Raw genomic sequence first — 13780 nt, 5'->3', positions numbered from 1 at the left:
GAAGATTTCACACAGCAGCATAAACAGAAATTTATAATTTTAACCTATTGATTTTGCTTTTAATCACTCTCGTTTTAGGACTGGCTACAGCCCTGCAACAAGAAGGATGACAGGCAAAAAGGAGCAGACCATGAGCTTTAACCAAGCAGTCAGCGGCCTGAATGCAGCATCGACCAACCTGGACGTGATTGGTAACAACATCGCCAACTCCGCCACCGCTGGTTTCAAATCAGGCACCGCCTCATTCGCCGACATGTTCGCCGGTTCTCAAGTAGGTATGGGTGTCAAAGTGGCAGCTATTACTCAGGACTTCAGCGACGGTACCACTACCAATACCAACCGTGGTTTAGACGTTGCGCTGAGCGGCAACGGCTTCTTCCGCCTGACTGACTCCAGCGGCGGCGTGTTCTATTCGCGTAACGGCCAGCTCTCTCTGGATGACAAACGCAATCTGGTGAACACCCAAGGTTTGAGCGTGACGGGCTACCCGGCAACCGGGACTCCGCCAACCATCGCTCAGGGCGCACAGCCAGTGCCGTTGACCATTCCGAACACCATGATGATCGCCAAGCCAAGCAGCAGCGGCCTGATGGTGGCTAACCTGAACTCCAGCGACAAGTTGCCGAAAAACGCCACTTTCTCCAGTTCAGATCCGGACAGCTACAACTACGTCAACACCATTACCACCTATGACTCACTGGGTAATAAGCATGACAACAACGTGTATTTCGTTAAGTCATCTAACTCGGCTACCCCGAACTCTTGGGACGTCTATTCACAAGATACCAGCGTTTCAGGCTCTAAAGCGGGCAAGCTAGGCACCTTGAACTTCAACCAAAACGGTACTCTGGCGAGCACCACCAATGCTGACGGCACGCCAACTGCGACGGCTTTTGCTTTCACTCTGCCGATGGATAACAGCACCAACGGTGCTACGACGCCGCAAAACGTCTCGCTGAGCTTCCTTGGCAGTATTCAGCAGAACACCGGTAGTAACAGCATCGGTGCGTTGAATCAGGATGGTTATGCCGCGGGCCAGATGACCGGCTACCAAATCAATAACGACGGCACCATCACCGGTGTCTACTCCAACCAGAAAACCCAGCTGTTGGGTCAGATCGTGATGACTAACTTCTCTAACCCGGAAGGTCTGAAATCTGAAGGCGATAACGTGTGGTCCGCCACCCAGTCCTCTGGTCAGCCAATCACCGGCATTGCGGGTGCAGGCGGTTTTGGTGAGATGAAAAGCGGGGCGCTGGAAGCGTCAAACGTCGACCTGAGTAAAGAGCTGGTCAACATGATCGTGGCTCAGCGTAACTACCAGTCGAACGCGCAGACCATCAAAACCCAGGACCAGATCCTGAACACGCTGGTCAACCTGCGCTAATCGCGCTGAATGACAGACGCAAAAGGAACGCACTATGGATCACGCTATCTACACCGCGATGGGTGCTGCCAGCCAGACGCTGAACCAGCAGTCGGTCACCGCGAGTAATCTGGCCAATGCCTCAACGCCGGGTTTTCGTGCCCAACTGATGGCGCTGCGCGCGGTGCCGGTCGATGGGCCAAGCCTTGAGACACGTACTTTGGTGACGGCTTCAACGCCGGGTGCCGACATGACTCAGGGCCAGCTGAACTACACCGGTCGCCCGCTCGACGTCGCGTTACAGCAGGACGGCTTTTTGGCGGTGCAGATGCCTGATGGTTCTGAAGCCTATACCCGAAACGGGGATCTTCAGGTTTCGCCGACCAATCAGTTAACCATTCAGGGGAACCCAGTGATGGGTGACAACGGCCCGATTGAAGTGCCGCCGAATGCGCAACTGACCATCTCGGCCGACGGCACCATTTCGGTGCTTGAGGCGGGTGCGGACCCTAACACCATGGGCCAGCTGGCCCAGTTAAAACTGGTGAAAGCCAACGGCAGTGAAGTGACCCGTGGCGATGACGGCATGTTCCGTCTCACGCCGGCCACTGCCCAAGCTCGGGGCAATACCCTCCAGGCCGACCCGACCATCCACGTGATGCCGGGAACGCTGGAAGGCAGCAACGTCAAACCGGTGGAAACCATGGTTGACATGATTGCCAACGCCCGTCGCTTTGAAATGCAAATGAAGGTCATCCACAGCGTGGATGAAAACGAACAACGCGCCAACCAACTGCTGTCGATGACCTAACGGCGGCAGAGGAGTAACAACATGATCCCATCGCTATATATCGCGAAAACTGGCCTTGACGCGCAGCAGACCAACATGGACGTCATCGCCAACAACCTGGCGAACGTCAGCACCAACGGGTTCAAACGCCAGCGCGCGGTGTTTGAAGATTTGCTGTACCAGACAATCCGCCAGCCGGGTGCCCAGTCTTCCGAGCAGACCAATCTGCCGTCAGGCTTGCAGATCGGTACCGGTGTTCGCCCGGTCGCTACCGAGCGTATCCACGCGCAGGGCAACCTGTCGCAGACGGATAACAGTAAAGATATCGCCATCAAAGGGCAGGGTTTCTTCCAGGTGCAGCTGCCTGACGGGACCTCAGCCTATACCCGTGACGGCTCTTTCCAGGTTGACCAAAACGGTCAGCTGGTGACCTCCAGTGGTTATCAGGTTATCCCGGCTATCACCATCCCTGCTAACGCCCTGAAAATCACCGTCGGCCGTGACGGCATTGTCAGCGTGACCGTGCAGGGGCAGGCGGCAGCGCAGCAGGTAGGGCAACTGACGCTCAGCACTTTCATCAATGACTCAGGCTTAGAGTCCACCGGTGAAAACTTGTATCAGGAAACCCAAAGTTCTGGCGCGCCAACGGAAAGCACGCCGGGCCTGAACGGCGCAGGCCTGCTGTACCAAGGCTATGTTGAAACCTCAAACGTTAACGTGGCGGAGGAGCTGGTCAACATGATCCAGACCCAGCGCGCGTATGAGATCAACAGTAAAGCAGTATCAACATCCGACCAGATGTTGCAGAAGTTAACTCAGCTTTAAGAGTAAGAAAGGTAACGCCCGGCGTTACCTTGGCCTGCGGGGGACGGTACGCCGCCCCCGTTACTTCAGGCTCCGATTCATTCTTTTTCGAAGGCGATTTCCGTGGTGACCATGAAATTAACGTCGGTAGACAGTGCACATTTTCACCGACATGGCGTGTTGGCTCTGCCGCTATTAGTGACCTTATTGCTCAACGGGTGCGCGTACATGCCGCATAAACCCTTGGTCGAAGGCGCCACCACGGCTCAACCTGCTCCTGCGGCACCACCGGTTCCGAACGGTTCGATTTTCCAATCCGTTCAGCCGATGAACTATGGCTATCAGCCCCTGTTTGAAGACCGTCGACCACGTAACGTCGGCGATACCTTGACGCTTGTACTGCAAGAAAACGTCAGTGCCAGCAAAAGCTCCTCCGCCAACGCCAGCCGTAATGGCTCAAGCAAGTTTGGCGTGGCGACCGCGCCGCGTTATCTGGAAGGCCTACTCGGCAATGCCCGCGCCGATATGGATATCTCCGGCGATAACACCTTCGGCGGCAAAGGCGGCGCGGCGGCGAACAACACCTTCAGCGGCACTTTGACCGTGACGGTTAGCGAAGTGCTGGCCAACGGCAACCTGCGCGTGGTTGGCGAGAAGCAGATTGAAATTAACCAGGGCACCGAATTTATCCGGTTCTCCGGCGTGGTGAACCCGCGCACCATCAGCGGCTCCAACAGCGTGGTTTCCACGCAGGTGGCGGACGCCCGAATCGAATATGTGGGTAACGGCTACATCAATGAAGCGCAGAACATGGGCTGGTTGCAGCGGTTCTTCCTAAATGTATCGCCGTACTAATGAGGCACTCATGCGAAAACTAATTTCCGGCTTACTCTGTATTACGCTCTGCGCGGCGGCCGCGCTGCCGGCTTCGGCGCAAAGAATTCGCGATCTGGCGACCATTCAGGGCGTGCGTGATAACGCCCTGATCGGCTACGGCTTGGTGGTTGGCCTCGACGGCACTGGTGACCAGACCACCCAAACGCCATTTACCACCCAGACGCTGACTAACATGCTTTCCCAGTTGGGGATCACCGTGCCACCCGGCACTAACATGCAGCTGAAAAACGTGGCGGCGGTCATGGTTACCGCCAAGATGCCGCCGTTCGCTCGCAGCGGACAGGCCATCGACGTGGTGGTGTCCTCCATGGGTAATGCCAAAAGTATTCGCGGCGGCACCCTGCTGATGACTCCCATGAAAGGGGTAGACAACCAAGTTTACGCGCTGGCACAGGGTAACGTGCTGGTGGGCGGCGCCGGAGCCTCGGCGGGCGGCAGCAGCGTGACGGTTAACCAGCTCTCCGGCGGCCGTATTACCGGCGGGGCAACCATTGAGCGTGAGCTGCCAAGCACCTTCGGCACCGAAGGGGTGATCAATCTTCAACTCAATGATGAAGATTTCAACCTGGCTCAACAGGTGACCGACGCCATTAACCGTCAGGGCAGCATGGGCACGGCGACCGCGCTGGATGCTCGTAACATTCAGGTGATGGTGCCACGCGGCAACAGCTCGCAGGTGCGCATTTTGGCGCAGATCCAGAACGTTGAAGTGACCGTCGGCCCGATGGATGCCAAGGTGATCATCAACTCCCGTACTGGCTCGGTAGTGATGAACCGCGACGTGACGCTGGACTCTTGCGCCGTGGCGCAGGGTAACTTGTCCGTGGTAGTCGACAGACAAAACGACGTTTCCCAACCAAACACGCCATTTGGCGGTGGCCAAACCGTGGTGACGCCAAACACCAATATTTCCGTGCGCCAGTCGGGCGGGGCCTTGCAGCAAGTGCAGTCGAGCGCCAGCCTGAACAATGTGGTACGCACGTTGAATGCGCTGGGTGCGACGCCGATTGACCTGATGTCTATCCTGCAAGCCATGAAAACCGCAGGTTGCCTGCGCGCTGATTTGGAAATCATCTAATGAGCGATCTTATGTCGATGTCCGGCGCTGCGTATGACGCGCAGTCACTGAATAAACTGAAAGTGGCGGCCAAGAACGATCCGCAAGGGCAGGTGAGGGAAGTGGCGAAGCAGTTCGAAGGCGTTTTCGTGCAGATGATGCTGAAAAGCATGCGTTCCGCACTGCCGCAGGACGGCCTGCTGAGCAGCGACCAAACCCGGCTTTATACATCGATGTACGATCAGCAAATTGCGCAGGACATGTCGGCTAAAGGGCTGGGCATGGCCGATATGATGGTGAAACAGCTCACCGGCGGTAATCCCGAGCCCTCCGAGAAGGCGGGTACGGTGCCAATGGCGCTGGACAACGAAGTACTGAGCACCATGCCGCTTCAGGCAATGGAGCAGATGATCCGCAAAGCCATTCCTAACGCGCCGGACCGCACTTTGGGCGGCGCACCGTTGCCGCAGGACAGCGGCCAGTTTGTGTCTCGCCTGAGCATTCCGGCGCAGGTCGCCAGTCAGGAAAGTGGCATTTCACACCAGCTGATCATGGCGCAGGCCGCGCTGGAATCCGGCTGGGGTCAGCGCGAAATTCCCACTAGCGACGGCAAGCAGAGTTATAACCTGTTTGGTATTAAGGCGGGCGGCAACTGGACCGGGCCAACCACGCAAATCACCACCACCGAATACACCAACGGTGTGGCGAAGAAGGTGCAGGCCAACTTCCGCGTTTATGGCTCTTATGTCGAAGCCATCAGCGATTACGTGAAACTGCTGACCAACAACCCGCGCTATGCCCACGTGGCGGCCGCCAACACGCCGGAACAGGCGGCCCACGCGCTGCAAGCAGCCGGTTATGCCACCGATCCTAACTACGCCGCTAAGCTGGTGAATGTTATCCAGAAAATCAAAGGGGCCGGCGCGCAGGCGGTCAAAGCCTACAGCACGGATCTCAGCAAAATTTTCTGAAAAAACTGTCTTTTACGTCTCAAGTTCTCAAGGCATTAGCCGATAACTCTTTCAGAGCGGAAAAAGGGCGCGAATCCCGATTTCCATAACACTTTGATTTTATATCATTCGCCGGGCTGGTTCCGGGAGCAGAAGGGTCACTCATGTCCTCAAATGGCTTAATTAATACCGCAATGAGCGGACTGAATGCGGCTCAGGCTGCACTGAGCACGGTGAGTAACAACATCGCCAACGTCAGCGTGGCGGGCTACAACCGCCAGACCGCGATCATTGTTCAGAGCAACGGCAACAGCACGGCGGCGGGTTACATCGGTAACGGCGTTAACGTCAGCAGCATCAACCGTGAATATAACGCCTTTGTTTCCAACCAGTTACTAGGCGCCAGCACCATCAATAGCGCGCTGGGCACCCAGTACGCTCAGGCGAGCCAGATTGATAATCTGCTGTCGAACAGCACCACCAACTTATCGAGCACCATGCAGAACTTCTTCAAAAGTCTGCAAACCCTGACCAGCAACGCCGGTGACAGCGCGTCACGTCAGGCCGTTTTGGGGCAAGCGCAGGGGATGGCGGCACAGTTCAACAGCGCGGCAAAATACCTCGCTGATATGAATACCGGTATTAACCAGCAAATCACCGATAATGTGAACCAAATCAATAACTATGCTTCACAAATCGCCAAGCTGAACCAGCAGATCACCGCCACGCGCGGCAGCACCGGGCAGGAGCCAAACGCGCTGCTGGACCAACGCGATGAGATGGTCAGCAAACTGAATGATATCGCCGGTGTAACCGTGACTCAGCAAGACGGCGACGCCTATAACGTCTCGTTCGCCAACGGCGTGCCATTAGTGCAGGGCAGCGATACCCGTACCGTAGTGGCAACGCCGTCCAGCGCTGATCCGAGCAAACTGACTGTGGGTATGACTCAGCCAGATGGCAGCGTGACCCAGGTTAGCGAAAGCCGCATCACCACGGGTGCCTTGGGTGGCGTACTGGCCTTCCGTAAAGACAACCTTGAGCCAGCCATAAACCAGCTGGGCCAGTTGGCGCTCTCCATTGGCAGCAGCTTCAACGGCGTGAACAAAGCTGGTTTTGACGTGGCCGGTAACGCTGGAACGAACTTCTTCAACTTCAGCAATCCGTCGACCATTTCGAACACCAAAAACACCGGCACGGCTAACATGACGGTGACCTACGCCGACGCAACTGCAGTGAAAGCCAGCGATTATGTGATGTCCTACGAAGGTGGCAAGTGGACGGCAACGCGCACTTCCGATGGGGCAAAAATCACCCCGACGCAGAGCACCGATGCCAATAACGTCACTACCATGACCTTCGACGGCATCAAGATTGATGTCACCGGCACCCCGGCTGAAAAAGACAGCATCACGGTGAAAACGGTAAGCAATGCCGCGAGCAGCCTGAATGTGGCATTGACCGACGGTTCGCAGATTGCCGCCGCCAGCAAAACAGATTCCGGTGCCAGCGATAACACCAACGCGCAGAAACTGTTGGATTTGCAAACCGCCAAGCTGGTGGAAGGTAAATCAACCCTGACCGGCGCATATGCCAGCCTGGTGAGCAGCGTGGGTAATCAGGTTGCCAGTTTGAAAACCAACACCACGGCGCAAACCAACATCGTCACCAACTTGCAGCAGCAACAGCAGTCGATCTCGGGCGTTAACACCGACGAAGAATACGGCGATTTGCAGCGTTATCAGCAATATTATCTGGCTAACGCGCAAGTGATTAAGACGGCATCAACCATTTTCGATGCGATCATTAACCTGTAACGCATTCACCGCGACTCGATAAGGAACTGATGCCATGCGCCTTAGTACCAACATGATTTACCAGCAGAATATGAACAGCGTCTCGAATGCTCAGTCGCTGTGGCAGGATACCGGTGTGCAGCTCTCTACCGGAAATCGGGTGAACAAGCCGTCGGATGACCCGTTGGCCGCCTCGCAGGCGATTATGGTTCAACAGGCGCAGGCGCAGAACGATCAATACGCCATCGCGCGTACCTTCGCGAACCAGAATATGAGTCAGGAAGAGAACATCCTGAACAACGTCACCACCGCAATTCAGAGCGCGCAGAGCCTGATCGTTAACGCCGGAGACGGTGCGTTGAGTGATGATGACCGCGCGTCATTGGCGACCAAATTGCAGGGTATCAAAGACCAAATCGTCAATATGGCAAACAGCACAGACGGTAACGGGCGCTATATCTTTGGCGGTTACAAAAGTGATAAGCCGCCGTACAGCGTGGATGCAACGACGGGGGCAGTGACCTATAGCGGTGGGGATGAAGCGATTTCCCAGCAGGTTGATGCCAGCCGTACCATGACCATCAGCCACACCGGTACTCAGGTATTTAACACGCTGACGTCTAACCCAGTGAAAGAGCCGGACGGCACGCCAAGCCAGACCGATATCTTCAAAACCATCGACGGCGCTATCGCCGCGTTGAAAACGCCAAAAGCTAATTTCGCTAGCCTTTCTGATTACACGGCAGCCATCGACAAAAGCAACCGCGGCCTGTCGAACTCGCTGAACAACGTGCTGTCCGTGCGCTCTCAGTTGGGTACCCAGCTGGACGAGTTGGATAAGCTGGATTCGATGGGCGACGACACCAAGCTGATTAACGGCGATAAGCTCAACGCGCTGGTCGGCACCGACTGGACGGCGGCTATTTCGCAATACAGCTTGCAGCAAGTCGCACTACAGGCGTCCTATAAAACCTTTACCAGTATGCAAGGGCTGTCGCTGTTCCAAATGAATTCTTAATTTCCCGCGAATTCAGGTCTAAAACGTCTCACTGAAAGGGGCCTGCTGGCTCCTTCTCATCTACACCTTTTCTGAGCGTACTTAAACCGGGTGCGTTCAGTTTGTATGTCACTTTGTCAGCCTAAGGGCAGGGTGACATACACTTTTTATTTTCAATTGCATCTTTGGGTTTGAATTCAAATTCAAATTTAAATTCAAGACCTTGCGTTGCCACGCAAACTGGCCCAGAAGGCGCGAAAGCGCGCGCCCTCTGGACACCCACGCTCTTTAGTGCTGGAGGATCGAGGCTACGCAGGGGGGGATGGACGTGTTTCAGGTAGCTAAGTGATAGCCGCGAAATGCCGCCGCTTAGGCGGTTCCCTCGCTGCGGGATTACAACCCGCGTAAAAAGCCACGCGGTTTTCCACCTCTTGCTCGGCGTCACTTCTGAACGCGACCTACTGGCAATTACACCGTGCCGTTTCAGTGGGTTAGGTCAGGCTGGGATGAGGAGTGGTTTAAATCGTGCTCAATGAGGCAAACCTCACCCCAGCCCTCTCCTTAAAAAGGAGAGGGAGCAAAGCAAAACCCAATGATCTGCTTTACCCAAACATTGCCAGCAGCACCGGAAACAGGAAAGGTGCAATAAGCGACGTCATGATCCCGCATATCACCAGTGCCAGCGAGCTAAAGGCACCTTCTTGAAAATCAACTTCTGCGGCGCGGGCCGTGCCTAGGGCGTGGGAGGCGGTACCCATGGCTAAACCGCGTGAGGTTTTGGTGGTGATTTTCAGGACATTCAAAATACTGTGACCAAACACCGCGCCAAGAATACCTACGAAAATCACGCAGACTGCGCTAATCGCCGGGATGCCGTTGATCGAGTGAGCCGTTGCCATGGCAATCGGCGTGGTCACAGATTTTGGTAATATTGAGGCGGCCAATTCAGGCGTCGCGCCCATCCACAAGGCTATCGCCGTGCCGCTGGTCATCGCCACCATACTGCCAATAAAACAGACGCTGATGATCGACTTCCAGCGGGCGCGTATCTGGTGCAACTGCTCATACAGCGGGAAAGCCAGCGCCACCACCGCCGGTTGTAGCAGGTCATTCAGAATCTTACTGCCAGCAAAATAACGGGCGTAGGGAATGTTGGTCACTAACAGTAGTGGGATGATCACCACCATCGACATCAGCAACGGATTCAACAGCGGAAGTTTGAGCTTGATAGCCAGCTTGCGGGTGGCGAAAAATACCAGCAGCGTTAAAGGTAACGACCAGAGAATGTCGATCATGATTTCTCCTCCGCGTCATTATCCAGCGGCTTTTCACGATGAATAAAGTGCGAGCAGTAAGCCGTGATCACCAGTACGACTAAAGTGCTGACCAGACAAGAAACCACCAGAGGGCCGAACTGGGCGCGCAGCATATCGTAATAGGTCATCACCCCGACACCGATGGGTACGAAGAGCAGGGCCATGTAGCGGATGAGCACATTACAGCCTGGCTTCACCCAGCGATAAGGCAAAACTTGCGTCGAAAGCAGGCAGAAAAGGATCAGCATGCCGATAATGCTGCCGGGAATGCTGATTGGCAGCAGTGATGAAATTCCGATGCCAGCGTATAAGCAGGCATAGATCAAAATAAATGACCTTATATATTGTAAAAGCAAAGTTAATACGTCGCGCATAGCCTTCATCCCAGTAAGGTGACGCATTCATCATACAATTAAACTGTGATCTGCACCACAAAAAGGAGTATGAAATTAATGCATGAAGTGTATGCCATTTTGGAAACGTACTTAATGTAACTTTGCAGCTTTATCTCAGCTTTGACGTGGTTGACAGAACGTCCGCGTGCCCTTTGAAACGATAAAAGGGCACGTGGTGGCTCATTTCATTAAGGGCAGCAGGCTTTGATAAAGCTCGTGGAAGATTTTTCGTCGTTCAAGATAGCACTGCTGCTTTGCAGCGTCAGGGCGATGCGTTTGTTCCAATGGTAACTCAGGTAGCAGCTCTTCCATTGACTTATTCGGGTTCATCGCCAACTGCGCCAAACGCGCTGCACCAAGGGCTGGTCCAACATCGCCGCCGGTTCGATACTCCAGCGTCAGCCCGCTGATATCCGCCAGCATTTGCCGCCAATAGGCACTGCGTGCCCCACCGCCTATAAGAGTGATGGAATCAGGTTTCAGGCCCGTGGCGTGAAGGGCATCCATACCTTCTGCGAGGGCGAATCCTACGCCTTCTAATACGGCCCGACCAATATCGGCCGGGCCGTGTTCATGTGTTAAGCCAAACAGGGTTCCGGTAGCGTTCGGATTATTGTGCGGCGTGCGCTCGCCAGAAAGATAGGGCAAGAACCAGACAGGGCTTTGGGCCGGCGTCGATTCTTCAACCAGCTTAAGCAGACTCGCTACCGAGTCCATCCCCGTTAGCTTTACCGCCCAGTCCAGACAAGAAGCGGCGCTCAGCATTACCGACATCAGATGCCATTTATTGGGCAAGGCGTGACAGAAGCTGTGCACCGCCTGCTGCGGATTACTGAGGAAGCCTTCGCTAACTGCAAAATAGACGCCCGATGTGCCGAGTGACAGCATCGCCTGGCCTGCCCGATAGAGGCCAACGCCCACCGCACCGGCTGCGTTATCTCCTCCGCCTGCGACCACCGGCACGCGTGCGATACCCCAACGCTGAGCCAGTTCGGCACTCAGCTCGCCTGTGATCTGATTGCCTTCAAACAGGCGTGGCATTTGTTTGCGCGAAAGGCTACAGGCGGCGAGTATCTCATCGCTCCAGTCTCGTTTGGCGACGTTCAACCACATCGTGCCTGCGGCATCTGACATATCACTGGCAAACACGTCGGTCATGCGCCAACGCAGATAGTCTTTCGGCAGCAGCACTTTGTCGATGCGACTGAAAATATCAGGTTCGAATTGCTTGACCCATGCCAACTTCGGCGCGGTAAAGCCCGGCATCATAATATTGCCCGTGATTTCCCGCGAGTTGGGCACTGCCTTTTCAAGCGCCTGACACTGCTTGGCGCTACGCCCGTCGTTCCACAAAATGGCCGGACGCAGCACTTGCCCCTGCTGATCTAACAGCGTGGCGCCGTGCATTTGTCCCGTCAGCCCAAGGGCCTTAACTGTGGCAAGGTTATGTTCAGCCCCCAACGCGAGAAGTGAGTTATCGGTGGCTGTCCACCAGTCTGCGGGATCTTGCTCCGACCACAAAGGGTGAGGGCGGGAAAGGGGTAGAGGTTCCGTGTGCGTAGCCACGACCTGACCTTGTTCGTTAAGTAAGATGGCTTTGACACCCGACGTGCCAAGATCGATACCGAGATACATAAACACTTCTCTCCCTGTAGGCTGCTGCATGAGTCTGCTTCGCCCAGCAATTATCATGCCGGGCGAAGCAGATTTTATATCTTATGGGGCTTAGCCAAATAAATAGCGGTTGACGAGATTCTCTAGTTTTTCTTGTTGACCACTCTGATGAGCCGGAGCTAACTGATGCTGCTGAGCAAACTGGGACAGGGCCTCAAGAGACATCTTGCCCTGCAAAATTTGCTGACCAAACTCAGCATTCCAGCCGGCGTAACGCTGGGCGACGTGCTTGTCCAACTCGCGACTTTCCACCATTTTAGCCGCCACTTTTAGTGCGAGCGCCATGGTGTCCATCGCGCCAATATGACCGTAAAACAGATCGTATTTGTCAGTGCTTTGGCGACGCACTTTGGCATCAAAGTTCAGGCCGCCGGTGGTAAAACCGCCAGCCTTAATGATTTCGTACATGACCAGCGCATTCTCTTCCACGCTGTTAGGGAATTGGTCGGTATCCCAGCCCGACTGTGGGTCGCCGCGGTTGGCATCAACGGAGCCAAAAATTCCCAACGCGATCGCATTGGCGATCTCATGATGGAACGAGTGGCCGGCAAGGGTCGCGTGGTTGGCCTCCACGTTAACTTTAACCTCTTTCTCCAGACCAAACTGTTTCAGGAAGCCATACACCGACGCCACGTCAAAATCATACTGATGCTTGGTGGGTTCTTGCGGTTTTGGCTCAATAAGCAGTGTGCCCTGAAAACCGATTTTATGTTTGTGCTCAACGACCAGCTGCATAAAGCGGCCAATTTGCTCGCGCTCTTGGCGTAAGTCGGTATTCAGCAGGGTTTCATAGCCTTCGCGGCCCCCCCAAAGCACATAGTTTTCTCCCCCGAGTTTTTGGGTCGCTGCCATCGCATTGCACACCTGCGTTGCTGCCCAAGCGAACACTTCTGGGTCGGGGTTGGTCGCCGCCCCCGCGCCGTAGCGTGGATGTGAAAAGCAGTTCGCGGTTCCCCACAGTAGCTTAACGCCGGTGCTCTCCTGTTTGCTGGCTAATACGTCAGTCATCACCGCGAGATTATGGGCATACTCCTTGATGGTCGCGCCTTCAGGGGATACATCAACGTCGTGGAAACAGTAGTAAGGAACATTCAATTTTTGGAAAAATTCGAAAGCGACGTCTGCTTTGCTTTTTGCCAGTTCCAGAGCCTCTCCCGGTTGCTGCCAAGGGCGGTCAAATGCCCCCAGACCGAACATATCAGAGCCGTTCCAGCAGAAGGTATGCCAGTAACAGGCCGCAAACCTTAGATGTTCTGCCATGGTTTTACCCAAAATGACTTCATTGGGATTGTAATGGCGGAATGACAAAGGATTGGTGCTGTTGATTCCCTCGTAGCGAACCGCGTCAAGCTTGTCGAAATAAGCGTGCATTGAAAACTCCTTGGAAACTGGCCCAGATCGGCTGGGAAGTGAGTTTTAATCTTCGGAGTTGAACGCCTTGCTAACAATTACGTTATTTCACACTCAAATTAACTTAATTATTAAATGTGCTGTAGATCGCATAAATAAGCAGAGCGGGACGATTTATTTTCAGGAGTTACGTGATGTCACGTAAATAAATTGAGCGAAGTGCAGCTCGTTACCATAAAACTATGACATCCATCAAACATTCGGAAAGAAACTAAAAAACATAACGCGACGATTAAAATCTGCAATTGCCGAAGTGAGGGGCAGAGACAACAATTCCACGGCGACAATAACTCTTCATTGATGAGCAATCTTTGGTGGTTAAGCCAGA

The 13780-nt window shown here is 54.6% G+C and carries 12 protein-coding genes; 8 read left to right on the top strand and 4 right to left on the bottom strand.

Annotation, left to right across the window (positions count from 1 at the left end; translation table 11 throughout):
- The first annotated feature begins 130 nt into the window (after window positions 1-130).
- The 8 genes from flgE to flgL all read left to right on the top strand — a co-directional run bounded on the left by flgE (window position 131) and on the right by flgL (window position 8678).
- Window positions 131-1387, top strand: coding sequence for a flagellar hook protein FlgE (flgE, locus tag SBO83_RS06555; RefSeq protein ID WP_396130881.1), 1257 nt, complete (start codon window positions 131-133; stop codon window positions 1385-1387).
- A 34-nt stretch (window positions 1388-1421) separates the two neighbouring features.
- Window positions 1422-2177, top strand: coding sequence for a flagellar basal body rod protein FlgF (locus SBO83_RS06550; RefSeq protein ID WP_353501870.1), 756 nt, complete (start codon window positions 1422-1424; stop codon window positions 2175-2177).
- Window positions 2178-2198: 21 nt separating this feature from the next.
- Complete coding sequence (gene flgG / locus SBO83_RS06545; protein ID WP_353501871.1) at window positions 2199-2981, top strand: flagellar basal-body rod protein FlgG; 783 nt, start codon at window positions 2199-2201, stop codon at window positions 2979-2981.
- Window positions 2982-3092: 111 nt separating this feature from the next.
- A complete protein-coding gene (locus tag SBO83_RS06540; RefSeq protein WP_396130939.1) occupies window positions 3093-3815 on the top strand; it encodes a flagellar basal body L-ring protein FlgH in 723 nt (240 codons plus the stop codon).
- Window positions 3816-3825: 10 nt separating this feature from the next.
- Complete coding sequence (locus tag SBO83_RS06535; RefSeq protein WP_353501872.1) at window positions 3826-4935, top strand: flagellar basal body P-ring protein FlgI; 1110 nt, start codon at window positions 3826-3828, stop codon at window positions 4933-4935.
- Complete coding sequence (flgJ, locus tag SBO83_RS06530; RefSeq protein WP_396130880.1) at window positions 4935-5885, top strand: flagellar assembly peptidoglycan hydrolase FlgJ; 951 nt, start codon at window positions 4935-4937, stop codon at window positions 5883-5885. Before SBO83_RS06535 ends, flgJ begins: the two co-directional genes overlap by 1 nt.
- Before the next feature lie 143 nt (window positions 5886-6028).
- Complete coding sequence (flgK, locus tag SBO83_RS06525; RefSeq protein WP_396130879.1) at window positions 6029-7681, top strand: flagellar hook-associated protein FlgK; 1653 nt, start codon at window positions 6029-6031, stop codon at window positions 7679-7681.
- Window positions 7682-7715: 34 nt separating this feature from the next.
- Entirely contained in the window at window positions 7716-8678 is a 963-nt protein-coding gene (gene flgL, locus SBO83_RS06520; protein ID WP_396130878.1) for a flagellar hook-associated protein FlgL, read from the top strand.
- Window positions 8679-9259: 581 nt separating this feature from the next.
- On the opposite strand, the gene SBO83_RS06515 is transcribed toward flgL, so the two are convergent.
- The 4 genes from SBO83_RS06515 to xylA all read right to left on the bottom strand — a co-directional run bounded on the left by SBO83_RS06515 (window position 9260) and on the right by xylA (window position 13413).
- Window positions 9260-9952 (bottom strand): CidB/LrgB family autolysis modulator, encoded by a 693-nt coding sequence (locus tag SBO83_RS06515; protein ID WP_396130877.1) that lies wholly within the window; start codon window positions 9950-9952, stop codon window positions 9260-9262.
- Window positions 9949-10347, bottom strand: a complete 399-nt coding sequence (locus SBO83_RS06510; protein ID WP_353501876.1) for a CidA/LrgA family protein — start codon at window positions 10345-10347, stop codon at window positions 9949-9951. Before SBO83_RS06510 ends, SBO83_RS06515 begins: the two co-directional genes overlap by 4 nt.
- A 201-nt stretch (window positions 10348-10548) precedes the next feature.
- A complete protein-coding gene (gene xylB / locus SBO83_RS06505) occupies window positions 10549-12003 on the bottom strand; it encodes a xylulokinase (protein WP_396130938.1) in 1455 nt (484 codons plus the stop codon).
- 90 nt (window positions 12004-12093) lie between these two features.
- Window positions 12094-13413, bottom strand: a complete 1320-nt coding sequence (gene xylA, locus SBO83_RS06500; RefSeq protein WP_396130876.1) for a xylose isomerase — start codon at window positions 13411-13413, stop codon at window positions 12094-12096.
- Between the last annotated feature and the right edge of the window lie 367 nt (window positions 13414-13780).

Source organism: Ewingella allii (assembly GCF_044430645.1).
Taxonomy (GTDB): domain Bacteria; phylum Pseudomonadota; class Gammaproteobacteria; order Enterobacterales; family Enterobacteriaceae; genus Ewingella; species Ewingella allii.
This window is presented reverse-complemented; position numbering and strand designations above follow the sequence as displayed.

What these genes read in the sequence shown, in the direction of transcription:
- SBO83_RS06510 (WP_353501876.1), bottom strand. Translation starts at nt 10,347, where the DNA reads ATGCGCGACGTATTAACTTTGCTTTTACAATATATAAGGTCATTTATT.
- flgG (WP_353501871.1), top strand. Translation starts at nt 2,199, where the DNA reads ATGATCCCATCGCTATATATCGCGAAAACTGGCCTTGACGCGCAGCAG.
- flgL (WP_396130878.1), top strand. Translation starts at nt 7,716, where the DNA reads ATGCGCCTTAGTACCAACATGATTTACCAGCAGAATATGAACAGCGTC.
- SBO83_RS06535 (WP_353501872.1), top strand. Translation starts at nt 3,826, where the DNA reads ATGCGAAAACTAATTTCCGGCTTACTCTGTATTACGCTCTGCGCGGCG.
- flgJ (WP_396130880.1), top strand. Translation starts at nt 4,935, where the DNA reads ATGAGCGATCTTATGTCGATGTCCGGCGCTGCGTATGACGCGCAGTCA.
- flgK (WP_396130879.1), top strand. Translation starts at nt 6,029, where the DNA reads ATGTCCTCAAATGGCTTAATTAATACCGCAATGAGCGGACTGAATGCG.
- flgE (WP_396130881.1), top strand. Translation starts at nt 131, where the DNA reads ATGAGCTTTAACCAAGCAGTCAGCGGCCTGAATGCAGCATCGACCAAC.
- SBO83_RS06515 (WP_396130877.1), bottom strand. Translation starts at nt 9,952, where the DNA reads ATGATCGACATTCTCTGGTCGTTACCTTTAACGCTGCTGGTATTTTTC.
- SBO83_RS06550 (WP_353501870.1), top strand. Translation starts at nt 1,422, where the DNA reads ATGGATCACGCTATCTACACCGCGATGGGTGCTGCCAGCCAGACGCTG.
- SBO83_RS06540 (WP_396130939.1), top strand. Translation starts at nt 3,093, where the DNA reads ATGAAATTAACGTCGGTAGACAGTGCACATTTTCACCGACATGGCGTG.
- xylA (WP_396130876.1), bottom strand. Translation starts at nt 13,413, where the DNA reads ATGCACGCTTATTTCGACAAGCTTGACGCGGTTCGCTACGAGGGAATC.
- xylB (WP_396130938.1), bottom strand. Translation starts at nt 12,003, where the DNA reads ATGTATCTCGGTATCGATCTTGGCACGTCGGGTGTCAAAGCCATCTTA.